This is a genomic window from Burkholderia singularis (genome assembly GCF_900176645.1).
GTDB classification, from domain to species: Bacteria; Pseudomonadota; Gammaproteobacteria; order Burkholderiales; family Burkholderiaceae; genus Burkholderia; species Burkholderia singularis.
The window spans coordinates 1-22120 of sequence record NZ_FXAN01000068.1; the positions used below are offsets into that span (position 1 = coordinate 1).

General features: G+C 63.4%; 23 protein-coding genes. 14 read left to right on the forward strand and 9 right to left on the reverse strand.

Annotation, left to right across the window (positions count from 1 at the left end; translation table 11 throughout):
- Nucleotides 1-164 precede the first annotated feature (164 nt).
- Nucleotides 165-941: an enoyl-CoA hydratase gene (locus BSIN_RS15045; RefSeq protein ID WP_069233740.1), complete on the reverse strand. Its 777-nt coding sequence runs from the start codon at nucleotides 939-941 to the stop codon at nucleotides 165-167.
- A 129-nt stretch (nucleotides 942-1070) separates the two neighbouring features.
- On the opposite strand from BSIN_RS15045, the gene paaN reads away from it, so the two are divergent.
- The 4 genes from paaN (at nucleotide 1071) to paaK (ending at nucleotide 5468) form a co-directional block, all read left to right on the forward strand.
- Nucleotides 1071-2777 carry a phenylacetic acid degradation protein PaaN gene (gene paaN, locus BSIN_RS15050; protein WP_089341100.1) on the forward strand — a complete coding sequence of 569 codons (1707 nt, stop codon included), beginning with the start codon at nucleotides 1071-1073 and terminating at the stop codon, nucleotides 2775-2777.
- A 97-nt stretch (nucleotides 2778-2874) separates the two neighbouring features.
- Complete coding sequence (paaG, locus tag BSIN_RS15055) at nucleotides 2875-3666, forward strand: 2-(1,2-epoxy-1,2-dihydrophenyl)acetyl-CoA isomerase PaaG (protein ID WP_089341101.1); 792 nt, start codon at nucleotides 2875-2877, stop codon at nucleotides 3664-3666.
- 67 nt (nucleotides 3667-3733) lie between these two features.
- Complete coding sequence (gene paaI / locus BSIN_RS15060) at nucleotides 3734-4126, forward strand: hydroxyphenylacetyl-CoA thioesterase PaaI (RefSeq protein ID WP_082712184.1); 393 nt, start codon at nucleotides 3734-3736, stop codon at nucleotides 4124-4126.
- A gap of 43 nt (nucleotides 4127-4169) precedes the next feature.
- Complete coding sequence (paaK, locus tag BSIN_RS15065; RefSeq protein WP_089341102.1) at nucleotides 4170-5468, forward strand: phenylacetate--CoA ligase PaaK; 1299 nt, start codon at nucleotides 4170-4172, stop codon at nucleotides 5466-5468.
- Nucleotides 5469-5750: 282 nt separating this feature from the next.
- On the opposite strand, the gene mltA is transcribed toward paaK, so the two are convergent.
- Entirely contained in the window at nucleotides 5751-6866 is a 1116-nt protein-coding gene (gene mltA / locus BSIN_RS15070; protein WP_089341103.1) for a murein transglycosylase A, read from the reverse strand.
- Between the two features lie 28 nt (nucleotides 6867-6894).
- Between mltA and BSIN_RS26515 the strand changes: the two genes are divergently transcribed.
- Nucleotides 6895-7038 carry a hypothetical protein gene (locus BSIN_RS26515; RefSeq protein ID WP_231935900.1) on the forward strand — a complete coding sequence of 48 codons (144 nt, stop codon included), beginning with the start codon at nucleotides 6895-6897 and terminating at the stop codon, nucleotides 7036-7038.
- A 39-nt stretch (nucleotides 7039-7077) separates the two neighbouring features.
- Here the strand turns inward: BSIN_RS26515 and apaG are convergent, their stop codons facing one another.
- A complete protein-coding gene (gene apaG, locus BSIN_RS15080; RefSeq protein ID WP_059520702.1) occupies nucleotides 7078-7452 on the reverse strand; it encodes a Co2+/Mg2+ efflux facilitator ApaG/CorD in 375 nt (124 codons plus the stop codon).
- On the opposite strand from apaG, the gene BSIN_RS26810 reads away from it, so the two are divergent.
- The 4 genes from BSIN_RS26810 to trpE all read left to right on the forward strand — a co-directional run bounded on the left by BSIN_RS26810 (nucleotide 7378) and on the right by trpE (nucleotide 10900).
- The gene (locus BSIN_RS26810) at nucleotides 7378-7581 is read left to right on the forward strand and encodes a hypothetical protein (protein ID WP_082712181.1); all 204 of its coding nucleotides are present in this window, start codon (nucleotides 7378-7380) and stop codon (nucleotides 7579-7581) included. The two genes, apaG and BSIN_RS26810, sit on opposite strands and share 75 nt — an antisense overlap.
- Nucleotides 7582-7633: 52 nt before the next feature.
- The gene (gene rpe, locus BSIN_RS15090; RefSeq protein ID WP_089341104.1) at nucleotides 7634-8320 is read left to right on the forward strand and encodes a ribulose-phosphate 3-epimerase; all 687 of its coding nucleotides are present in this window, start codon (nucleotides 7634-7636) and stop codon (nucleotides 8318-8320) included.
- 11 nt (nucleotides 8321-8331) lie between these two features.
- Complete coding sequence (locus BSIN_RS15095) at nucleotides 8332-9042, forward strand: phosphoglycolate phosphatase (RefSeq protein WP_369828189.1); 711 nt, start codon at nucleotides 8332-8334, stop codon at nucleotides 9040-9042.
- A gap of 364 nt (nucleotides 9043-9406) precedes the next feature.
- Nucleotides 9407-10900, forward strand: a complete 1494-nt coding sequence (trpE, locus tag BSIN_RS15100; RefSeq protein WP_089341106.1) for an anthranilate synthase component I — start codon at nucleotides 9407-9409, stop codon at nucleotides 10898-10900.
- A 31-nt stretch (nucleotides 10901-10931) separates the two neighbouring features.
- Here the strand turns inward: trpE and BSIN_RS15105 are convergent, their stop codons facing one another.
- From BSIN_RS15105 to BSIN_RS15115, 3 genes are read right to left on the reverse strand one after another with little or no spacing between them, the layout of a single operon-like run.
- Nucleotides 10932-11750 (reverse strand): class I SAM-dependent methyltransferase, encoded by an 819-nt coding sequence (locus BSIN_RS15105; protein WP_089341107.1) that lies wholly within the window; start codon nucleotides 11748-11750, stop codon nucleotides 10932-10934.
- Entirely contained in the window at nucleotides 11747-12913 is a 1167-nt protein-coding gene (locus tag BSIN_RS15110; protein WP_089341108.1) for a cysteine desulfurase family protein, read from the reverse strand. The genes BSIN_RS15105 and BSIN_RS15110 overlap by 4 nt, the downstream gene beginning before the upstream one ends.
- Entirely contained in the window at nucleotides 12910-13830 is a 921-nt protein-coding gene (locus BSIN_RS15115; RefSeq protein ID WP_089341109.1) for an LPD16 domain-containing protein, read from the reverse strand. The genes BSIN_RS15110 and BSIN_RS15115 overlap by 4 nt, the downstream gene beginning before the upstream one ends.
- A 438-nt stretch (nucleotides 13831-14268) precedes the next feature.
- On the opposite strand from BSIN_RS15115, the gene BSIN_RS15120 reads away from it, so the two are divergent.
- The 5 genes from BSIN_RS15120 (at nucleotide 14269) to BSIN_RS15140 (ending at nucleotide 18305) form a co-directional block, all read left to right on the forward strand.
- The gene (locus tag BSIN_RS15120; protein WP_059520679.1) at nucleotides 14269-14859 is read left to right on the forward strand and encodes an aminodeoxychorismate/anthranilate synthase component II; all 591 of its coding nucleotides are present in this window, start codon (nucleotides 14269-14271) and stop codon (nucleotides 14857-14859) included.
- An 18-nt stretch (nucleotides 14860-14877) separates the two neighbouring features.
- Entirely contained in the window at nucleotides 14878-15909 is a 1032-nt protein-coding gene (trpD, locus tag BSIN_RS15125) for an anthranilate phosphoribosyltransferase (protein WP_089341110.1), read from the forward strand.
- Between the two features lie 77 nt (nucleotides 15910-15986).
- Nucleotides 15987-16772 carry an indole-3-glycerol phosphate synthase TrpC gene (gene trpC, locus BSIN_RS15130; protein WP_089341111.1) on the forward strand — a complete coding sequence of 262 codons (786 nt, stop codon included), beginning with the start codon at nucleotides 15987-15989 and terminating at the stop codon, nucleotides 16770-16772.
- A gap of 18 nt (nucleotides 16773-16790) precedes the next feature.
- Complete coding sequence (locus BSIN_RS15135) at nucleotides 16791-17432, forward strand: CYTH domain-containing protein (protein WP_089341112.1); 642 nt, start codon at nucleotides 16791-16793, stop codon at nucleotides 17430-17432.
- A 57-nt stretch (nucleotides 17433-17489) separates the two neighbouring features.
- A complete protein-coding gene (locus tag BSIN_RS15140; protein ID WP_089341113.1) occupies nucleotides 17490-18305 on the forward strand; it encodes a uracil-DNA glycosylase in 816 nt (271 codons plus the stop codon).
- Nucleotides 18306-18554: 249 nt separating this feature from the next.
- Here the strand turns inward: BSIN_RS15140 and BSIN_RS15145 are convergent, their stop codons facing one another.
- The 3 genes from BSIN_RS15145 to BSIN_RS15155 all read right to left on the reverse strand — a co-directional run bounded on the left by BSIN_RS15145 (nucleotide 18555) and on the right by BSIN_RS15155 (nucleotide 22095).
- Nucleotides 18555-19151, reverse strand: a complete 597-nt coding sequence (locus tag BSIN_RS15145; protein ID WP_089341114.1) for an FMN-dependent NADH-azoreductase — start codon at nucleotides 19149-19151, stop codon at nucleotides 18555-18557.
- A gap of 292 nt (nucleotides 19152-19443) precedes the next feature.
- Complete coding sequence (locus BSIN_RS15150; RefSeq protein WP_089341115.1) at nucleotides 19444-21249, reverse strand: M61 family metallopeptidase; 1806 nt, start codon at nucleotides 21247-21249, stop codon at nucleotides 19444-19446.
- A 120-nt stretch (nucleotides 21250-21369) separates the two neighbouring features.
- Entirely contained in the window at nucleotides 21370-22095 is a 726-nt protein-coding gene (locus BSIN_RS15155; RefSeq protein ID WP_059520672.1) for a DsbC family protein, read from the reverse strand.
- Between the last annotated feature and the right edge of the window lie 25 nt (nucleotides 22096-22120).

Sequence of the window (22120 nt, forward strand, 5' to 3'; positions counted from 1 at the left end):
TCAACTCCCTCTCTAGCAGTCGGCCGCGCTTCCTTCTCTCTCCCCCGCTGTCCGTTTCCGTTTCAGCGAAAGAGGCGTGATTCTAGTCAGGCCCCGCCCTTCGCGCAACCCCTTAGCGAAAAAAATTTGCGTCGGCGGCTTTATGCGCGCCGACATCCATGCACTCACCGATGCTTGAACACCGGCTTACGCTTTTCAACGAATGCGGCCATTCCTTCCTTTTGATCTTCGGTGGCAAACAGCGAATGGAATAAGCGTCGCTCGAAATGCACGCCCTCGGCCAACGTCGTCTCGTATGCTCGATTAACCGCTTCCTTCACCATCATCACGGCCGGCAACGAAAACTCAGCAATCGTCGCGGCAGCGGCAATCGACTCATCCAGCAACTTGTCAGCGGGCAGGATCCGCGAAACCAACCCAGCGCGCTCCGCCTCCTCCGCATCCATGAAACGCGCAGTCAGGCACATGTCCATCGCCTTCGCCTTCGATACCGCACGCGTCAGGCGTTGCGTGCCGCCCGCCCCCGGCATCACGCCAAGCTTGATTTCCGGCTGGCCGAATTTTGCCGTGTCGGCCGCGAAAATGATGTCGCACATCATTGCCAACTCACAGCCGCCGCCCAGCGCAAATCCTGCGACAGCCGCGATGATCGGCTTACGGATCTGCCGCACGGTCTCCCAGTTGCGCGTGATGTAATCGCCTTTGTATGCATCCATGTACGAGTACTTGGCCATCATGCCGATATCGGCGCCAGCAGCGAACGCCTTCTCGCTGCCGGTAATGACGATCGCACCGATTCCCTCATCGGCATCGAACGCCTTCAGCGCAGCGCCCAGTTCGTCCATCAACGCATCGTTCAGCGCGTTCAACGCCTTCGGGCGATTCAACGTAATCAGCCCGACCCGGCCACGCGTCTGCGTCAGGATATTTTCGTAAGCCATCTCTTCCTCCTTGATCAAGGCAGCGCGAAACACCGCGCACACGCAAATAATTTAATGCTACCATTCATCGACCAACCGGTCGGTTAATTAATAACCATCGATCACTTCATCGCACATTAGGCCGCCGTCATGACACACTCCTTGTTCACGAAGCACGAAGCCACGCTGAAGCAAGCCCTTTCCGCGATCGAAACGCGCGGCTATTGGAGCCCGTTTGCCGAAATGCCGAGTCCCAAAGTGTACGGGGAAAGCGCAAACGCAGACGGTGAAGCCGCATTCAAAACGCAGCTCAATCAGCCGTTCGCACTCGACCAGCCCGCGTCGGGCGGCACGGTCGGCGCCGAGCAATCGCCATATGGCTTCGCGCTTGGCATTCGATACCCGAAATCGTCCCCCGACGAATTGATCGCCGCAGCCGCAAACGCGCAACCTGCGTGGCGCGCTGCCGGTCCGACCGCCTGGGCAGGTGTCTGTCTCGAAATCCTTGCCCGTCTGAATCGCGCGAGTTTCGAAATCGCATACAGCGTGATGCATACGACCGGCCAAGCATTCATGATGGCGTTCCAGGCAGGTGGACCGCACGCGCAGGACCGTGCACTCGAAGCCGTCGCCTATGCGTGGCAGGAACTGCAGCGCATTCCCGCCGATACGTACTGGGAAAAGCCGCAAGGCAAGAATCCGCCGCTTGCGATGCACAAGCGTTATATGGTCGTGCCGCGCGGCACGGGCCTCGTGCTCGGCTGCTCGACGTTCCCCACGTGGAACGGCTATCCCGGCATGTTCGCCGACCTCGCCACCGGCAACACGGTGATCGTCAAGCCACACCCCGGCGCGATCCTGCCGCTCGCCACCACTGTACGTATTGCGCGCGATACGCTACGCGACGCGGGCTTCGACCCGAATGTAGTCACGCTGCTCGCCACCGAAGGCGACGACGGCGCTCTCGTTCAGGCGCTCGCGCTGCGCCCCGAAATCAAATTGATCGACTTCACGGGCAGCACGCCGAACGGCAACTGGCTTGAGCGAAACGCCCATCAAGCGCAGGTGTATACCGAGAAAGCGGGCGTCAATCAGATCGTGATCGATTCCGTCGACGATCTGAAAGCCGCCGCCAGAAACATCGCGTTCTCGCTGTCGCTCTACTCGGGGCAGATGTGTACTGCGCCACAAAATATCTACGTACCTCGCGACGGCATTCACACTGCGGACGGACACATCGGCTTCGACGAAGTCGCGCGGGCAATTGCCGATGCCGTAAAAAAGCTGACCGGCGATCCGGAACGTGCGGTCGAACTCATCGGCGCGCTCCAGAACGAAGGGGTCGCGAAACGCATCGACGCAGCCCGCAAGCTCGGCTCCGTGCTCGCCGACAGTCAGGCACTCGTTCACCCGGCATTCGCCGGCGCCCGCGTGCGCACACCGCTGGTGCTGCAACTCGACGCAGCGGACCAGGCGAAGTTCACGCAGGAATGGTTCGGTCCGATCTCGTTCGTCATCGCGACCGATTCGACTGCGCAATCGCTTGACCTCGCTGGTTCGATCGCGGCCGAACACGGCGCGCTCACGCTTTCCGTCTATAGCACGAATGACGCTGTCGTCGATGCAGCGCATGAAGCCGCCGTGCGCGGCGGCGTCGCGCTGTCGATCAACTTGACGAGCGGCGTGTTCGTCAACCAGTCCGCGGCATTTTCGGATTTCCACGGGACTGGCGCCAATCCGGCCGCGAACGCATCGCTGTCCGACGCCGCATTTGTCGTGAACCGCTTTCGCATCGTGCAAAGTCGACACCATGTTGCGCCCAAGGCCGCTCCCGCGGAAGCCGGCCAAACGGCATAGCCCGTTCGGCCAGGCTGTCTATCACGCCGTCGTTCGCTACGATGCATGAATCCCCCGAGAGCCGCGCAAGGCTATCTCGACTGACAGGAGACTTTCGATGTCCTATCAAGCGATTCGTGTCGAAATCGATCGGGCCGCACACGTTGCGACGATCGAGCTCAATCGGCCCGACAAGCTCAATAGCTTTACGCGTGCGATGCATGGCGAACTCCAATCGGCATTAAACGATGTGCAAGCCGCGAACGCGCGCGCGTTGATTTTCACCGGCGCGGGACGCGGCTTCTGCGCCGGACAGGATCTCGCCGACCTCGATTCCTCGCCCGACTCGGCAACCGATCTCGGCGCGCTGATCGAAGCGCATTTCAATCCGCTGATCCGCCGGCTACAGGCGCTGCCGCTGCCCGTCATCGCAGCCGTCAACGGCACTGCTGCGGGCGCGGGAGCCAATCTCGCATTGGCGTGCGACCTTGTGATCGCGGCTCAATCGAGCAGCTTCATCCAGTCGTTCGTGAAGATCGGCCTCGTTCCCGACTCGGGCGGTACGTGGTTTCTGCCGCAACGCATCGGCCTTGCGCGTGCGCTCGGCCTCGCGTTGACAGGCGAAAAACTCTCTGCCGAGCAGGCTCAGCGCTGGGGACTCATCTGGCGTGTGGTCGACGACGGCGAACTCATCGACACGGTCACCCAGCTTGCCCGGCAACTTGCCCAACAGCCAACGCGCGCCATTGCCGCCATCAAGCAGGCAATGCGCGCGGGCGTGACCAACACGCTCGACCAGCAGCTCGACCTCGAACGAGACGTGCAACGCGAGCTGGGGCAATCGCACGACTATTCGGAAGGTGTCCGGGCATTCATCGAAAAGCGCGCGCCCCGATTCGAGGGGCGCTGAGATGACCGGGCATTCCGCAACCGGCGCGCTACCAGCAGAAGCGCTCGCCGAAACCGTCGCCCAGACGATGTATGCCGCCGATACCTGCAGCCGGGCGCTCGGCATCGAACTGCTCGAGGTACGGCCCGGCTATGCGCGCATGCGCATGTCCGTTAGGACTGACTTTCTGAACGGCCACCAGATTTGTCATGGAGGGCTCATCTTTACGTTGGCAGATTCGGCGTTCGCGTTCGCCTGTAACTCATACAACGTCAATACGGTCGCAGCCGGTTGTTCGATCGAATTCCTGCGGCCGGCAGCGGCAGGCGACACGCTGACTGCGGAAGCGAGAGAGCAGGCATTGAATGGGCGACATGGCATCTATGACATTCAGGTGACCAATCAGGCCGGTGAAATTGTCGCAATGTTCCGCGGTAAATCAGCACAAATTGCAGGAACGGTCGTCCCGCGAGATCGATAGCATCGTTTTACGCGAACGGCCTATAAAAATATCGGAGACAACCATGCCCCCATCGCTTCCGTTAGAACCCATCGAACAAGCGAGCCGGGACGAATTGCTCGCACTTCAGCTCGAACGGCTCAAATGGTCGCTCGCGCATGCATACGAGCATTCGCCCGTCTACCGTCGCAAATTCGATGCGGCAGGGGTTCATCCGAACGATCTGAAAACGCTCGCCGACTTATCCCGCTTCCCGTTTACGACCAAGCAAGACTTGCGCGACAACTATCCGTTCGGCATGTTCGCCGTGCCGCCCGAGTGGGTCTCGCGCATTCACGCATCGTCGGGCATGACAGGCAAGCCGACCGTGGTCGGCTACACGGCGCGCGACATCGACACGTGGGCCGGCGTCGTCGCGCGGTCTATTCGCGCGGCAGGCGCGCGGCCCGGCGACAAAGTCCATGTCAGTTACGGCTACGGTCTCTTCACAGGCGGCCTCGGCGCGCACTATGGCGCAGAGCGCGCAGGGCTCACCGTCATCCCGTTCGGCGGCGGCCAGACGGAAAAACAGGTGCAGCTCATTCAGGATTTCCGGCCCGACATCATCATGGTGACGCCGAGCTATATGCTGTCGATCGTCGACGAGATGGAGCGGCAGCATCTCGATCCTGCCCGGTGCTCGCTACGCATTGGCATCTTCGGTGCCGAGCCATGGACCAACGATATGCGACGGGCGATCGAGCGCCGGGTGGGGATCGACGCCGTCGACATTTACGGGCTGTCTGAAGTGATCGGTCCGGGCGTCGCGTCGGAATGCGTCGAGACGAAAGACGGCCCGACGATCTGGGAAGATCATTTCTATCCGGAGATCATCGATCCGGATACCGGCGAAGCGCTGCCTGATGGTGAATTCGGCGAGCTGGTGTTTACTTCGCTCACCAAGGAGGCGATGCCGATCATTCGTTACCGCACACGCGATCTGACCCGGCTATTGCCAGGCACGGCGCGCACGATGCGACGAATGGACAAAATTACCGGCCGCTGCGATGACATGATGATCGTGCGCGGCGTCAATGTGTTTCCGACTCAGCTCGAAGAACAGCTATTCAAACAGCACGTTTTTGCGCCGCATTATCAGATCGTGCTGACGAAGGACGGGCCGCTCGACGTGCTGACGCTCAATATCGAACCCAATCCGGACATTTCGCCAGACGCGGCCGCGATCGAAACGGGCCGCCGGGCGCTTGCACATGACATCAAAGCGATGGTCGGCGTGACGGCGATCATCGATGTGCTGCCTGTCGGCGGTATCGAGCGCTCCGTGGGTAAAGCACGCCGTATTGTCGACAAACGTTGGCCGTGAAGCGAGATTTGTCTTTTTGACGAACCACGAACCACGAACCACGAACCACGAACCACGAACCACGAACCACGAACCACGAACCACGAACGCAAAAAATAATCGAACATTGGACGCGTGAGTCAATAACCGCCGGCTCGCGTCGGCCAGGCCCGCCGCCGCGCATCGCATCCAGTCAGGCAAACCAAACCCGCCCCGCCCGGACGCAGCCTCACGCGAAAAACGCGTCGCGTGCCTCTGCCAGCCCCGCCGGCGGGCCGCTCACGCCAGCCGCCACGTCGTCGCTTACGAATTCGGGAAAAGCAGCCACATCCGGCCGACCTGCTTCATCCGCCCAGCCTGATCGCCCGCGTCGTCGCCGAGCCCCCAGAAATAGTCGGCACGCACGCCGCCCTTGATCGCGGTTCCCGTATCCTGCGCAAACACGAGCCGGTTGAGCGGTGCGTTCGTCATCGGCCGCGTCGTCTGCAGGAATACCGGAGTGCCGAGCGGAATCGACGACGGATCGACCGCGATCGACCGCTCGGGCGTGAGCGGCACGCCAAGCGCGCCGACCGGACCGTCCGCGCCGCCTTGCGGAACGGTTTCCTGCGACGGCATTTCACGGAAAAACACGAAGCGCGGATTGGTGTCGAGCAGCGCATCGACCCTGGCCGGGTTCGCGCGCGCCCACGCCTTGATTCCCTGCATCGTCGCCTGTCCGGCGCTGAGTTCGCCACGATCGAGCAGCCATTTGCCGATCGAGCGGTACGGCTGATTGTTCGTGCCGCCATAGCCGACGCGCATTACCGTGCCGTCGTCGAGCACGACCCGTCCGGAACCCTGCACTTGCAGGAAGAACGCTTCGATCGGATCGTCGACCCACACGAGTTCGTTGCCATTCAGCACGCCGGAGCGCATGAGCTGCGCGCGCGCCGGCAGCGGTGCGCCCGCCCGGTAGCCGGCGGGCCAGCGATAGAGCGCGTACTGGTACGGGCCGCGCCTCACCCGCGAACCGCGCAGCAGCGGCTCGTAATAGCCTGTCACGAGACCGTCGAGCGTGCCGTCGTTATTCGCGAACTGGAACGGCGTGAAATACGTCTCGAAGAACGTGCGTGCGCTGCCGACGTCGAGATCGTCGAGCCGCGCAGCCGCGGCGCACGCACGCCGCCAGTTCGGCTGGCGCTCGAGACGGACGCAATTTTGCCGCAGCGCGATCGTCGCGCCGACCAGGCTGTCGTCCTGCCAGCCCGGCACCTGCTGCCACGCCACCGGCGTCAGCCGAGTGGCGGCAATCTGCCCCGGCACGATCGCGGCGCCTGTCGGCGGCTTCGTGCGCACCGGCGAGCCGCCGCATGCCGCCAGAAGCACGGCGGCCGCCGCAGCAGCAGCCCACCCGGCAAACCGCCGGCTAAAACTCATACAATGTTCTTTGTTGATGGAAACTGCCATGTCCGATCTGCTCGACCAATACCCAATGCTCATCTTCGCGCTGGAATCTTTGCTGGCGCTCGCACTACTCGTCTTCATCGTCGTCTGGACGACCTCGGGTAAAAAGAAATCATCCAGCCGGCCCGACAAGCCCCAGCGCTGAACGCGCCCCTGCCCGACATTCATCCCGCCGCGGCACGCTTCAATGCAGCGTCCGCGGCATATGCAGCGCAAACTCTTCGACAGGCGCCTCGAAACGCTCGCCATCCTCCGCGACACAAAAATACGCGCCGCGCATCGTGCCCACCGGCGTTGCGATCACGGCCCAACTCGTATACTCGAACTGCTCGCCCGGCTGCAAAAGCGGCTGATGGCCGACTACGCCGAGCCCCTTGACCTCCTGTACGCCGTTCTCGCTGTCCGTAATGATCCAGTGCCGCGCAATCAGCTGCGCGGCGACCTGCCCGGTATTGCGTATCGTCAGCGTGTACGCGAATGCGTATTGACGGCGCTCGGGGTCGGATTGTTCCGGCAGATAGCACGTCTTCACCGACACGCTGAATTGGTACTGGCTCATGATGGTCTCGTCAGGATCGCCGCCCGCGTGCCACGCGGGCTTACGCACGCGCGGCCGTCGCCGCATTGGTCGGCATTCTGCTTGATGAGGCTCTGGCCCGCAACCGGGCGGCACGCGCATGGGCGGTAAAATGGCGTCTTTCGTCGCCTCGCGACGCTCCCCACGCACGCTCCTGAAAGCCATGACGCAATTTCGCATCGCCCCCAGCATCCTGTCGGCCGACTTCGCGCGGCTCGGCGAAGAGGTCCGCAACGTGATCGCCGCCGGCGCAGACTGGATCCATTTCGACGTGATGGACAACCATTATGTGCCGAACCTGACGATCGGCCCGCTCGTTTGCGAAGCGATCCGGCCGCACGTGCAGGCGCCGATTGACGTGCATCTGATGGTTCGGCCGGTCGACCGGATCGTGCCGGATTTCGCGAAGGCGGGCGCAAACGTGATCAGTTTCCATCCCGAGGCGTCGGACCATATCGACCGCACGCTCGGCCTGATCCGAGACCACGGCTGCAAGGCGGGCCTAGTGTTCAACCCGGCGACGCCGCTCAATTACCTCGATCACGTGATGGATCGCGTGGATCTCGTGCTGATCATGTCGGTGAACCCCGGCTTCGGCGGCCAATCGTTCATTGCGCACGCACTCGAGAAGCTGCGCGAAGCGCGCGCGCGGATCGACGCATATACCGAGCGCACCGGTCGCGAGATTCATCTCGAGATCGACGGCGGCGTGAAGGTGGACAACATCGCCGAGATTGCCGCGGCGGGCGCGGACACGTTCGTCGCAGGCTCGGCGATCTTCGGCAAGCCTGACTATCGGCAGGTCATCGGCGAGATGCGCGACGCGCTCGCTGCCGTCAAGCGCGCGTGACGGCGATGGCGATGCTCCCTCGCCTTGCCGCGCGGCGGATCGACGCGGCGTTGATCGATCTCGACGGCACGATGATCGACACTGCCGACGATTTCACGGCGAGCTTGAACGCGATGCTCGCCCGCCTCGGTGCGCGGACGGCAACGCGCAACGAAGTGATGCACTACGTCGGCAAAGGCTCTGAGAACCTGATCCAGCGCGTCCTGGCACCGCGCTTTGCGCAGCCCGACGCGCAAGCGCGCTTCGCCGACGCGCTTGCGCTCTATCAGCACGAGTACGCGAAGATCAACGGCCGCCACACGCGGCTTTATCCGGATGTCGCCGCAGGCTTGCAAGCAATGCGCGATGCGGGCCTGAAACTCGCGTGCGTGACAAACAAGCCGCACCGCTTCGCGGTCGATCTGCTCGCGCAATATCGGCTGGATGGCTATTTTTCAGCGGTGTTCGGCGGCGACAGCCTGCCGCGCAAAAAGCCCGACCCGGCGCCGATGCTCGCCGCGTGCGAGGCGCTCGGCGTCGCGCCGCATGCGGCGGTCGCGATCGGCGACTCGGAAAACGACGCGCTCGCCGGCCGCGCGGCCGGCATGGCGACGCTGACCGTGCCGTACGGCTACAACCACGGCAAAGCTATACAAATGATCGAATCGGATGGTATAGTCGATTCACTTCTGGCCGCCGCGCAAGCAATTGCCGCACACAATTCGGCCAGTTCAGCCGTCTGATCATTTTTCTTCCATCCGCATGTTTCTGAACAAAAAACGGAGTCTGAGCAGCATCGACCGGGGAGCCTGGCCCTGGCGTCGCTGGTCGCACCAACCTCGATGAGGTACGCTGAAGCTCGTCTTCAGCCCCGTTTTTTGTTTCGCTGCGCACCAAGCGCCCCGATCGTCGTCCAACCCGCTGGCTCACCGCATCCGAACGCATGCCGTTCGTGCGTGGGCCGAGGCGCGGCGTGCGATCGCCAGGCCCTCATCCATCGGTTCGTCCTCCGCTCGTCGACGATCCCGAGAGACAGTGCCCGGGCCACGCGCAGCCCTACCCGATTCCTGGCGCGCCGCGCCGATCGTCCCGACGAAGGACCGGAACATGACTGAACTCGAATTTCAATCGCTCACCAACGCCGGCTACAACCGCATTCCGCTGATCGCCGAAGCGCTCGCCGACCTTGAAACGCCGTTATCGCTATACCTGAAGCTCGCGCAACCCGAACGCGGCGGCGCGAACTCGTTCCTGCTGGAATCCGTCGTCGGCGGCGAGCGCTTCGGACGCTATTCGTTCATCGGTCTGCCCGCACGCACGCGGTTGCGCGTGAAAAACGGCGTATCGGAAGTCGTGACGGACGGGCAAGTCGTCGAGACGAACGACGGCGATCCGTTCGCATTCATCGCGGCATTCCAAAGCCGCTTCAAGGTTGCGCAGCGCGCCGGCCTGCCACGCTTTTGCGGCGGCCTTGCAGGCTATTTCGGCTACGACGCGGTGCGCTATATCGAAAAGAAGCTCGCGCACACCGCACCGCACGACGATCTCGGCCTGCCCGACATTCAGTTGCTGCTGACCGAGGAAGTCGCCGTCATCGACAACCTCGCGGGCAAGCTCTACCTGATCGTCTATGCCGACCCGGCAACGCCCGAGGCGTATACGAAGGCAAAGCACCGGCTGCGCGAGCTGAAGCAGCGGTTGCGCGCGAGCGTCGAGCCGCCCGTCACGTCGGCGAGCGTGCGCACCGAAATCTACCGCGAGTTCAAGAAGGACGACTATCTCGCTGCAGTCCGGCGCGCGAAGGAATACATCGCGGAAGGCGAACTGATGCAGATCCAGGTGGGCCAGCGCCTGTCGAAGCCGTACCGCGACAATCCGTTGTCGCTGTACCGCGCGCTGCGCTCGCTGAATCCGTCGCCGTACATGTATTACTACAACTTCGGCGATTGTCACGTGGTCGGCGCGTCGCCGGAAATTCTCGTGCGCCAGGAAAAGCGCGGCGACGACGAAATCGTCACGATCCGTCCGCTCGCGGGCACGCGCGCCCGAGGCAACACGCCCGAGCGCGACGCCGAACTCGCGACCGAGTTGCTGAACGATCCGAAGGAAATCGCCGAGCACGTGATGCTGATCGATCTGGCGCGCAACGACATCGGCCGGATCGCGCAAATCGGTTCGGTCGCCGTCACCGACAAGATGGTGATCGAAAAGTATTCACATGTGCAGCACATTGTCAGCTCGGTCGAAGGCAAGCTCAAACCCGGCATGACGAACTTCGACGTGCTGCGCGCGACATTCCCGGCCGGCACGCTGTCCGGCGCGCCGAAGGTGCGCGCGATGGAATTGATCGACCAGCTCGAGCCGGTGAAGCGCGGCCTTTATGGCGGCGCGGTCGGCTATCTGTCGTTCTCGGGCGAAATGGATCTCGCGATTGCGATCCGCACCGGCCTCATCCACAACGGCAATCTATACGTGCAGGCGGCGGCGGGCGTCGTCGCGGACTCGGTGCCCGAATCCGAATGGCAGGAAACCGAGAACAAGGCGCGCGCGGTACTGCGCGCGGCCGAGCAAGTGCAAGACGGCCTCGATTCCGATTTCTGACTGGAGATTGACCGGAGATTGACCACCCGGCTCACAAGCGGTGTCCGATAAAGGCAGCGCGGGAAAGCCTGCCTTCAACCGACACCCGCCGGGTGGTCGCCAGGAAACGCTGCATGCGTTCGAATGCCTCCTCGCCTTCCATCGCGACAAGTTGCGCGCGCCGCTTCTCACGCGCGGCATGCCAGCGTTCGCTAAGCTTCACCACATTTGCCGTGAGATCGACTTGGCGCTCCAGTTTCAGCCCCGCTTCGGCGATCTGGCATTCATTCAAACCGACGGGCGTATACAGAAAATAACCTGGCGTACCACGCTCCACGACCTCGTCCTTGCTGACGATACCCGTGACCAACGTGGGATCGGTATAGACGAACCGTCCGCCGGGTTTCAGCAGCCGCCGCCATTCGTTCAGCAGCGCCTGCCGATCGCGCAGATGAACGACCGAATCGATGCACAGCAACGCATCGAAGCTGCCATCCGGAAACGGCAGCGGCTGACGCACGTCGCAGTCGACGAACCGGCTGCGATCTTGCAGCCCCTGCTCCCGCGCAAGCCGTCGCGCAGTTTGCAGGCCGTCTGGCTGAATATCGACACCCGTGACCCGGCATCCGCTCTGCTTGGCAAGGAATAGCGCCGGCCCGCCCGAGCCGCTGCAAACGTCGAGCAGATGGGAATCGGCGCACAGGCCCAGCCACTGCCCAAACGCCCGAAAGTCATCGGCGGTCGACCAGTCGTTCTGCCCCAGATCCTCCCCATAAGTTTCCAAGCGTACCTCCTCGATTGCCTGGACCGTGAAGCCGCCAAATGCGCGTTCGTAGAAACCGGCGTGAAGATGAGTAGGCTCGTGGGTCATCTGCGGGGCTCCTGGCGAAGAGAATTGATCTTGTGGACAAGATGGCCGATCGCCGTATCCAGCGTGGCCTCGTCGAGATCATGCGTGAAGCAGAACCGAGCGGATGCGTTGGCCTGCTCGCCGCTCAGGCCGATCGCGGTAAGCACGTGCGAAGGCAGCAGTTCCGCGGAATTGCAGGCCGAGCCCGACGAAATAGCGACCTGATGCATCCCGGATACCAGCGCCTCCGATGCAACGCCTTCGAAACGAACGTTCACGACATAGGGCGAGCTGCACGAGAGATCGGTGTTCAACACGGCATCCGGTACGCGTTGAAACAGACGCTCGATGAAATAGTTCCGCAATGTCACGACTCGCGCATAACGCTGGGCGAGCGAGGACCGCGCCATTTCGCACGCGAGACCGAATCCGGCAATGAGCGGGGTCGGCAGTGTCCCGCTACGCAGACGGCTCTGGCCGCCGCCGTAAATAAATGGCCGCAGCTTGGGAGCCACGCGTGTATCGACGAAAAGTGCGCCGATGCCTTTGGGCCCCTGTATCTTGTGAGCGGAAACCGACAGCATGCCGATACCGGTTTCCTTGACATTCAGCCCAATCTTTCCCGCCGACTGAACCGCGTCTATATGCAGCCATGCTCCCGAACGGCGAGTGATCGCCGCGATTTCGTCCACGGGCTGAATCGTGCCGAGTTCCGAGTTCACGTGACCGATGCTGACAATGCGCGTGTCGGCCGACAGCCGCGCCTCGACCTCCGCCGGTTGCACGCGTCCGCTTGACGTGACCCGCAGGGTGTCGACTGCGAGCCCCCGGCGCCTCAGTTCCCGGCCGACGGACAACACGGATTTGTGATCGATCGGGCACAGCAGCGCGCCGGAAGGCGCGCGTTCGTCATGCTCGAAGCTGGAGAACAGCGCGATGTTGTTCGCCTCCGTCGCCCCCGACGTGAAGACGATCTCGTCAGCGCGCGCGCCGATCAGCAACGCGACTTGCCGCGCCGCGGTCTCGACTGCATGTTGCGCGCGCCGGCCCATCGCATGGGCGGATGCGGGATTGCCGAACTCCCGCTCCATGTAAAACCGCACGATATCGACCACTTCCGGCGAACATCGCGACGTGGCGCAGTGATCGAGATAGATCGCGTCACGGGAACTGTTGACGTTCACGACATCGCTCCCCGCTCGGATGTAATGACCTCGACGTTGACAAGCTTCGAGAAGATCTCGTCCGGCTGCATCTCGCCGCTGCCGCCCGGGTCCGCGATGATGACCTTCATGCCGGTCAGCCCATATAGGGACAGTGCGACCGATACCCCCGTTTTGACGGGCTGAAAGCACTCGCCGGGCGCAAACATCAGGAGCAAACGGTGCCCGCTCGCGTAAATCTCCGAGATCATCTCGGTGATCTCTCCGGCGCATCCGGTTACGCCACAGGTAATGAGCGGTTTATGGTCGCCGTTCTCGTCGATGAGAGAAATTTCGGTCCCCGCATCGGGGCCGTCGTCGAGCACGCGACGGTCGAGGCGCCCCGCCTTGACCAGCTTGTCGGCGCTTTTCTGGAAGCGGTATTTGAGCCAGGTTTCCGGAAAAGCGATCGGGTGCTTGCGGCTGGCAAGCACGTTGTCCTCGGAAAATTTTCCGCTGCGCTCGAGAACCGCACGATACGACGCCGGGAGCCTGTCGAACTGCTCATAAAAAACGCGCCGCAGCTCGGACGCGGAGCCGCTGGAAGTCGAAACGTATTGCCAGTCATTGATGAGCAGCAGGAATCGGATCGAGTCAAAGCGCTGCTTGAACGCTTGCGCAATACGAACGCCAAGTTCCCATGTATAGCCGGGAAATATGCCCACCCGCCGCGCAATCCTTTCGCGCATGGGCGATTCGTTTTCTTCGATTACGCCGGGTACGAGGCATCCTCGGGACTCGTCGAGGAAAAGCATGAAGTGCCCGGCCATGATAATGAGTTCCCGATTCGACGCAGCCGATATTTCCGCCTGAAGCAGGCCGAGCAGTTCCGCTTCGGATTGCACGAGGCAATGGTGATGAGCGTAGCTGAGCAGTTGGGGCTTGTCGGGAGGAGGCATAGCAGTTTTTCCGATATCCTTATGACTATATTGATAAAGTAGTCTTGTCTACCCCCCATCAGGTACCTATCAAGGTTGATAGGGTGCCCGCGTTTCCGGTAGCGACGCCGCACGCTCGGGCATTGCGCATTTCGACGAACGAGGACCGGCACCGCCTGCCGGAGGATGCAAACCATTGCCCCCACTTCACCGCCAGAACACGCGCGCCACCGGTCCTTTTGTGCTGTTAGAATGCCGTTCATGCGACACAGCGCTCGATTCCCCTCCGTACTCCTCTTTTTTGGTTGGCGTTAAGCCTGCCAAGTTCTTTGCACGGCCCCGCAGCGGGCGGCCCCATTTCCAATCTGGCGAATTGGGGCGAATTTGGGGCAGGCACCCGTTGAACGCCCCTGAATCCCAATCAAAAAACCGAGCCTTTTCAAGGAGTTAGGAGGAATCATGCTGCTCATGATCGACAACTACGATTCGTTCACCTACAACCTGGTCCAGTACTTCGGCGAACTCGGCGAAGACGTGCGCACCTATCGCAACGACGAAATCACGACGGCCGAAATCGCGGCGCTCGCACCGGCCGCGATCTGCCTGTCGCCCGGCCCGAGCAACCCGCAGCACGCAGGCATCACGCTCGACGTGCTGCGCGAATTCGCCGGCAAGACGCCGATCCTCGGCGTGTGCCTCGGCCATCAGGCGATCGGCGAGGCGTTCGGCGGGCGCGTCGTGCGCGCGAAAACCATCATGCACGGCAAGGTCAGCCGGATCGAAACCGACGGGCGAGGCGTGTTCGCCGATCTACCGAAGCATTTCGACGTGACGCGCTACCACTCGCTCGCGATCGAGCGCGAATCGTTGCCCGATTGCCTCGAAATCTCCGCATGGACCGACGACGGCGAAATCATGGGCGTGCGGCACAAGACGCTGCCGATCGAGGGCGTGCAGTTCCATCCGGAATCGATTCTGTCCGAGCACGGGCACGCGTTGCTCAAGAATTTCCTGAAGGAAACGCGGCAGGCGGCCGCTTATCCGGCATAACGACGGCGGCCCGACTCCATGACCATCACCCCTCAGGAAGCGCTGCAGCGCACGATCGAGCACCGCGAGATCTTCCACGACGAGATGCTGCACCTGATGCGGCTCATCATGCGCGGCGACATGTCGCCCGTGATGGCGGCCGCGATCATCACCGGTCTGCGCGTGAAGAAGGAGACGATCGGCGAGATCGCCGCCGCCGCGACCGTGATGCGCGAGTTCGCGCACCATGTCGAGGTGCCTGACAACACGCATTTCGTCGACATCGTCGGCACCGGCGGCGACGGCTCGCATACGTTCAACATCTCGACCGCGACGATGTTCGTCGCGGCGGCGGCGGGCGCGAAGGTCGCGAAGCATGGCAATCGCGGCGTGTCGAGCAAATCCGGCAGCGCCGACGTGCTGGAGGCGCTCGGCGTCAACATCGATCTGCCGCCCGAGCAGGTGGCCGCATCGATCGCCGAGACGGGCATGGGCTTCATGTTCGCGCCGAACCATCATCCGGCGATGAAGAACATCGCGCCCGTGCGCCGCGAACTCGGCGTGCGCACGATCTTCAACATCCTCGGGCCGCTCACCAATCCGGCCGGCGCGCCCAACCAGTTGATGGGCGTGTTCCATCCGGATCTCGTCGGCATCCAGGTGCGCGTGATGCAGCGGCTTGGCGCTTCGCACGTGCTCGTCGTCTACGGCAAGGACGGAATGGACGAGGTGTCGCTCGGCGCGGCGACGCTCGTCGGCGAACTCGTCGACGGCGACGTGCGAGAATACGAAATCCATCCGGAAGACTTCGGCCTGCAAATGGTGTCGAACCGCACGCTGAAGGTGGAAAACGCCGACGAATCGCGCGTGATGCTGCTCGGCGCGCTGGACAACAAACCGGGCGTCGCGCGCGAGATCGTCACGTTGAACGCGGGCACCGCGCTTTACGCGGCGAACGTCGCCACCTCGATTGCGCACGGCATCGAGCTTGCGCGCGAAGCCATCGCAAGCGGGCGCGCCCGCGCGAAGGTCGACGAGCTGGTGCGCTTCACGCAACAGTTCAAGCGCTGAACGCCGAGTACCGAGCACCGGGCGCGCGCCGGCGGGCATCGCCCCGGCCGAACCGATTCAACTCAGCAGGAATACCGATGAGCGATATCCTCGACAAAATCATCGCGGTAAAACGCGAAGAAATCGCCGCCGCGCAGAAAAACGCGCCGCTCGAAGCGCTGAAACAGCAAGCGTCGTCGCGCGATGCGCGCGACTTTGTCGGCGCGCTGCTCAAGCGGCATGCGGCGGGTGATGCGGCCGTCATCGCCGAGGTGAAGAAGGCGAGCCCGTCGAAAGGCGTGCTGCGCGAGCATTTCGTGCCCGCCGACATCGCCCGCTCGTATGAGCGGCACGGCGCCGCGTGCCTGTCGGTGTTGACCGACGAGCAGTTTTTCCAGGGCGGCGCGCACTACCTCGAACAAGCGCGCGCCGCGTGCAGCCTGCCCGTGCTGCGCAAGGACTTCATCGTCGACGCCTACCAGGTGCTCGAAGCCCGCGCGATGGGCGCGGATGCGATCCTGCTGATCGCGGCCGCGCTCGACACGCCGCTGATGCAGGATCTCGAAGCGTATGCGCATTCGCTCGGCTTGGCGGTGCTCGTCGAAGTGCACAATCGCGACGAGCTGCGTGAAGCGCTCACGCTGAAGACGCCGCTCGTGGGCATCAACAACCGCAATCTGCGCACGTTCGAAACGACGATCGACACGACGATCGGGATGCTCGACGCGATCCCGGACGATCGGATCGTCGTGACCGAATCGGGCATTCTGTCGCGCGCGGACGTCGAGCGCATGGAAGCGGCGGGCGTGCATACGTTCCTCGTCGGCGAGGCGTTCATGCGCGCCGACGATCCGGGCGCCGCGCTCGCGCAGATGTTTTTCTGACCCGCGGCGTATTCGACGATGGCGATCGAACAGGAAATCAAACTCGCGCTGCCCGCCGCGCAAGCCGACGCGGCGCGGCGCCTGCTCGATGCGCGCGCCGGCGCGCACGGCCGCGACATCGCGCTCGCGAACGTCTATTTCGACACGCCGTCGCTCGCGCTTGCACGCGCGAAAAGCGCGTTGCGGCTTAGACGTGCGCCGCAAGGCTGGTTGCAGACGTTCAAGACGGCCGGCACCGCCGAAGGCGGGCTGCATCGCCGGCACGAATGGGAAATACCGGTTGCGGGCGAGGCGCTCGACATCAACGCGCTGATCAGCGCCTGTGACGTCGCCGCGGCCGCCGACGCGCTGCGCGCCGCCGCGCCCGAACTCGTCGCGCTCTTTCGCACCGATTTCTCGCGCACGCTCTGGCAAATCCCACACGCGGACGCGACGATCGAAGCCGCGCTCGATCGCGGCGAAATCGTCGCACAAATCGGCAGCGACACGCGGCGCGAGCCGATCTGCGAGATCGAACTCGAACTCGTCGACGGCGACGCCTCGGCGCTCGTCGCGCTGGCCGACGAGCTGAGCGCCAAGTTGCCGGGCATCGCACCGGACAACCTGAGCAAGGCGCAGCGCGGTTACCGGTTGCGCGACGGCACGCCACACGCCGGCTGACACGCCCGCTGCCCCCGCCTTCTCATGACTCAGCCCAAGCCGCCATCATCCCGCCCGATGCAACAGACTTCGCTGTTCGACGATCCGTCGCCCGAATCGCCCGCTTCGCCGTCCACTTCGTGCGCCGCGCCCACAACGGCAAACGCCACCGCCGTGCCGTCTCTCGCCGCACAATTCGACGCGCTGCCGCCCGACTGGCGCGCGCTCGTCGAACCGTTCATCGCAAGCAGCGCGTATGAACCGCTTTGCCGCTTCGTCGACGGCGAGCGCGCGGCGGGCAAACCGGTTTATCCGACCGACGTGTTTCGCGCGCTGCGGCTCACGCACCCGGACGACGTGAAAGTCGTGATCCTCGGCCAGGACCCGTATCACGGCGAAGATCACGGCACGCCGCAAGCGCACGGGCTTGCATTTTCGGTGCCGCCCGGAGTGAAGCCGCCGCCGTCGCTGCGCAACATCTTCAAGGAAATCTCGTCCGACTTCGGCTATGCGATTCCCCGTCACGGCTGTCTCGATTCATGGGCACGGCAAGGCGTGCTGCTGCTCAATACGGTGCTGACCGTCGAGCGTTCGCGCGCCGCCAGCCATGCGAAGCGCAGCTGGGAACCCTGCACCGATACGCTGATCCGCGAGCTTGCGAAGCGCGATCGGCATCTCGTTTTTATGCTGTGGGGCGCGCACGCACAGGCCAAGCGCGCGCTCTTCGATGCGAGCGAGCATTGTGTACTCGAAGCCCCGCACCCGTCGCCGCTGTCCGCGCATCGCGGGTTTCTCGGCTGCCGGCATTTCGCGCTCGCGAACGCGTACCTGGAGCAACACGGCCGCACGCCGATCGACTGGCGGCTGCCGGACGACGCTCAAACGCTCGCGTAACTTCCAGCCAGCCGCGCAGCTCGGCAAACTGCGTCGGGCTCGGCGGGGCAGTCTGGCGCTCCAACGCGCAAACCGCGGCAGATCAAGCCGCTGCCCGGCATACGAAAAAGCTGTCACGGCGCTAGCCGGCCTCGTCTTCGCACCCCGCTTGCGTCGATGAAATACAAACGCCGCTCCCTTTTTACGGGCAAGCGGCGTTTTTGCATCGAAACGGATCGTGAAACGGACGCGTCGCGCCCGCGTGTGGCATCACGCGGCGGCAATCGCCTCACGCGCCGTGGCCAGGCCCGCGCTCTGCGCATCCGGGCCCATGTTCAAGCCTTCCGCGAAGATAAATTGCACATCGGTCATGCCGAGGAAGCCGAGGAAGGTCTTCAGGTAAGGCGTTTGGGAATCGTTCGGCGTGCCGGTATATTTGCCGCCGCGCGCGGATACCACATACACCTTCTTGCCGGTGACCAGGCCTTCGGGCCCGTTCGCGGTGTAGCGGAACGTCACCCCCGCGCGCGCGATCCAGTCGAAGTAGGTCTTCAGTTGCGACGAGATACCGAAGTTGTACAACGGCGCGCCGATCACGATCACGTCGGCGGCCTGCAGTTCGGCGACCAGCGCATCGCTCTTCGCGACGATCGCGTTCTGCTCCGCACTGCGCTTGTCGGCCGGCGTGAAGAATGCACCGAGCACGGCGTCGTCGAGATGCGGCAGCGGATCGGCTTGCAGGTTGCGCAGCGTCACTTGCGCGCCAGGATTCGATTGTTGCAGCTTTGCCGTCAGCTCATCGGCCAGCAGCGTCGATTGCGCGCCTTGCGAGCGTGCAGCGGAATTGATTTGCAGAATGGTCGTCATGTCGAACTCCGATGAATTAGCGCACAAGCGGTGCGAGTGACGCCATTGTGCGTGGCCCCTTTGCATCGAAAAAGCTGAATTCCGGCGACGCATTGTTGCGGTAGAGGAACAATCGAGCGACTTAAATTTTTTTATCAATCGCGCCGCAAGTGCTTCCTCCTCCCGGTCCAACGGCGCCGCCCCTTCCTCTTCGAGCCGGCGGCTTCTACCCGGAACCCTTGCGGCCGCCCGCGCTCGACCGGCGGTCACCGCAACGCGCGCCGGCGTCGTCCGCCACTTCCGGCTCAACCGATCAACCCGCCAACCAGCCCGCCAGCGCCCGGCGGTGCGCCGGCGACGCCGCTTGCGCCACCAGCTTGTAACGCGTGATCTCCGGGCCGTCGAGCTTGAGTTTCGTCACACGCAGTTCATCGCGCCTGAATGCATGGATCTCGATCTTGTCGCCCGGCCGGTAGCGCGCGAGCAGCGCATCGAGATTCGAGCCCGTCACGCGCAGCCCATCGATCGCCACGAGCACATCGCCCGCCGACAGCCCCGCGCGATGCGCGGCGCTGCCCTCGTGGACAACCGCGAGCGCGCACTCCGCGCCGCCGCGCGTGCGCGCGCCAAGCGCCGGCTTGGGCGGTTGCGCGCCGTTTGCCCCGGTATCGGGCGTGAGCGTCACGCCAAACGGCTCGAACAGCTCGGCGAGCGACAGATCGCGCGTGCCCGACACCGCATCGTCGAACAACCGTCCCAGATCGACGCCGGTGGCCTCGGCGATCAGTGCCTTCACATCGTCCTCGCCGACGCCGCGCTGCGCGCCGCCGCGATAGAAATCGCGCCCGAACCGCTGCCACAACGCGCGCATCACGTCATCGAGCGATTTGCGCTGACGGCTTTGCGCGCGAATCGCCAAATCGAATGCCAACGCGACGAGCGAGCCCTTCGTGTAATAGCTGACGATCGCATTCGACGCATTCTCGTCCTGCCGGTAATACTTGATCCATGCGTCGAACGAGCTTTCGGCGACGCTCTGCCTGAGCCGGCCGGCGCCGCGCAGCACGCCGCCGATCGTGCGGCCGAGCGCGCCGAAGTAATCGTCCTGCGAAATCAGGCCGCTGCGCACGAGCATCAGGTCGTCGTAATACGATGTGAACCCCTCGAAGAGCCACAGCAGCGACGTATAGTTTTCGCGCGACAGGTCATACGGCGCGAACGCGGCCGGTTTGATCCGCTTGACGTTCCACGTATGGAAATATTCGTGGCTGCACAGGCCGAGATAGGTCCGGTAGCCTTCCGTCGTCTCGGCGCGGCCCTTCACCGGCAGATCGGTGCGGCTGCAGATCAGCGCGGTCGACGCGCGGTGCTCGAGCCCGCCATAGCCGTCGCTGACCGCCTGCGTCATGAACACGTAGCGCGGCATCGGCGCGCGCTTTGTCTTCGGCTCGAACAGCGCGATCTGCGCTTCGCACACACGCTTCAAATCCGCCGCGATCCGCTCGAGATCCAGGCCGATCACGCGGCCCGAAATCACGATGTCGTGCGGCACGCCATGCGCTTTGAACGAGGTCAACGCGAATTCGCCGAGCGTGACCGGATGATCGACCAGTTCGTCGTAATTGTCCGCGCGATACGTGCCGAAGCCGTAACGTTTGGTGCCGTGCGCCTCCGTCAGCGAAGTCGCGACGCGCCAGCGCCGGTACGCGTCGCCCGCCGGACGCTCGATCGTCACCTCGCACGGCTCGCCCTCACGCCCGAGCGCGGCGACAAATACGCTGGTGCCGTTGAAGAAGCCGCCGCTGTCATCGAGATGCGCGGCACGCACCGACAGATCCCACGCATAGACGTCGTAGCGCAGCGTGACCGGTCCGTGCGCGGGCGCGGCTTGCCACGTGTGCTTGTCGATCTTGTCGATCCGCAGCTTGCGCCCCGCGTCGTTGAACGCGCGCAGCGTCACGATATGGCGGGCGAATTCGCGCACCATGTAGCTGCCCGGAATCCACACGGGCAGCATGAAACGCTGGCCGGCCGGATCGGGATCGGCAAGCGTGAGCGTGACTTCGAACAAATGGGCAGCGGGATCTTTCGGAACGATCGTGTAGCGGATGGGCTTCATCGTCGGAGTCGGTCGGGGCAGTCGGAAACGGATATGAAAAGAAGCGCCGGCTTGTCGCCGGCGCCTGCGCTGCTGCGAAGAATCTGCGTCACGCCGCTCGGTGACGCACGTTGCGCCGCGTCACTTCACGCCGGCCAGCGCCTGATTCAGCTCGTCGGCGGACACGGCGCCCGGCAGACGCGTGCCGTCGGCGAGGAACACGGTCGGCGTGCCCGTCACGTTCATCCCGCGTCCGAGCGCGAGGTTCTTGTCGAGCGCCGTCGTGTCGCACGTCGCGGCGGCGGGGGCGCGATGCTCGAGCATCCACGCCTGCCATGCCTTCGCGCGGTCGCTCGCGCACCAGATCGATTTCGATTTCACCGTCGAATCCGGCGTCAGCACCGGATACAGGAACGTGTAGACCGTCACGTTGTCGATCGATTGCAGCGTCGTCTCGAATTTCTTGCAATACGGACAATTCGGATCGGAAAACACCGCGATCTTGCGCGCACCATTGCCCTTGACGACCTTGATCGCATTCGCAAGCGGCAGGCTCGCGAAATCGATCTTGTTGATCTCGGCCATGCGCGCGGCCGTGAGATTCTTGTGCGTCTTCGTGTCGATGAGTTCGCCGAGCAGCACGTAGTCGCCCGTGGCGTCGCTATAGATGATTTGCGAGCCGAGATTGACCTCGTACAACCCCGCAACCGGCGATTTCGTCACGCTCTTGACCGGCGCATCGGCGCCGAAGCGCGACTGCAGCGCGGCCTTCAGCTTATCGGTGGTCTGGTCTGCCTGCGCGGTACAGCCGAGCGTCGTCGCCGCAACGGCGAGCGCCAGCGAGGCGATGCGAATCGTTTTTTTCATGCTGGATATTCCTTCAGAACATGCG

Excerpts from the sequence above, each read along its gene's own strand:
- BSIN_RS15045 (WP_069233740.1), bottom strand. The coding sequence starts at position 941 with ATGGCTTACGAAAATATCCTGACGCAGACGCGTGGCCGGGTCGGGCTG.
- paaN (WP_089341100.1), top strand. The coding sequence starts at position 1,071 with ATGACACACTCCTTGTTCACGAAGCACGAAGCCACGCTGAAGCAAGCC.
- paaG (WP_089341101.1), top strand. The coding sequence starts at position 2,875 with ATGTCCTATCAAGCGATTCGTGTCGAAATCGATCGGGCCGCACACGTT.
- paaI (WP_082712184.1), top strand. The coding sequence starts at position 3,734 with ATGTATGCCGCCGATACCTGCAGCCGGGCGCTCGGCATCGAACTGCTC.
- paaK (WP_089341102.1), top strand. The coding sequence starts at position 4,170 with ATGCCCCCATCGCTTCCGTTAGAACCCATCGAACAAGCGAGCCGGGAC.
- mltA (WP_089341103.1), bottom strand. The coding sequence starts at position 6,866 with ATGAGTTTTAGCCGGCGGTTTGCCGGGTGGGCTGCTGCTGCGGCGGCC.
- BSIN_RS26515 (WP_231935900.1), top strand. The coding sequence starts at position 6,895 with ATGTCCGATCTGCTCGACCAATACCCAATGCTCATCTTCGCGCTGGAA.
- apaG (WP_059520702.1), bottom strand. The coding sequence starts at position 7,452 with ATGAGCCAGTACCAATTCAGCGTGTCGGTGAAGACGTGCTATCTGCCG.
- rpe (WP_089341104.1), top strand. The coding sequence starts at position 7,634 with ATGACGCAATTTCGCATCGCCCCCAGCATCCTGTCGGCCGACTTCGCG.
- BSIN_RS15095 (WP_369828189.1), top strand. The coding sequence starts at position 8,332 with ATGCTCCCTCGCCTTGCCGCGCGGCGGATCGACGCGGCGTTGATCGAT.
- trpE (WP_089341106.1), top strand. The coding sequence starts at position 9,407 with ATGACTGAACTCGAATTTCAATCGCTCACCAACGCCGGCTACAACCGC.
- BSIN_RS15105 (WP_089341107.1), bottom strand. The coding sequence starts at position 11,750 with ATGACCCACGAGCCTACTCATCTTCACGCCGGTTTCTACGAACGCGCA.
- BSIN_RS15115 (WP_089341109.1), bottom strand. The coding sequence starts at position 13,830 with ATGCCTCCTCCCGACAAGCCCCAACTGCTCAGCTACGCTCATCACCAT.
- BSIN_RS15120 (WP_059520679.1), top strand. The coding sequence starts at position 14,269 with ATGCTGCTCATGATCGACAACTACGATTCGTTCACCTACAACCTGGTC.
- trpD (WP_089341110.1), top strand. The coding sequence starts at position 14,878 with ATGACCATCACCCCTCAGGAAGCGCTGCAGCGCACGATCGAGCACCGC.
- trpC (WP_089341111.1), top strand. The coding sequence starts at position 15,987 with ATGAGCGATATCCTCGACAAAATCATCGCGGTAAAACGCGAAGAAATC.
- BSIN_RS15135 (WP_089341112.1), top strand. The coding sequence starts at position 16,791 with ATGGCGATCGAACAGGAAATCAAACTCGCGCTGCCCGCCGCGCAAGCC.
- BSIN_RS15140 (WP_089341113.1), top strand. The coding sequence starts at position 17,490 with ATGCAACAGACTTCGCTGTTCGACGATCCGTCGCCCGAATCGCCCGCT.
- BSIN_RS15145 (WP_089341114.1), bottom strand. The coding sequence starts at position 19,151 with ATGACGACCATTCTGCAAATCAATTCCGCTGCACGCTCGCAAGGCGCG.
- BSIN_RS15150 (WP_089341115.1), bottom strand. The coding sequence starts at position 21,249 with ATGAAGCCCATCCGCTACACGATCGTTCCGAAAGATCCCGCTGCCCAT.
- BSIN_RS15155 (WP_059520672.1), bottom strand. The coding sequence starts at position 22,095 with ATGAAAAAAACGATTCGCATCGCCTCGCTGGCGCTCGCCGTTGCGGCG.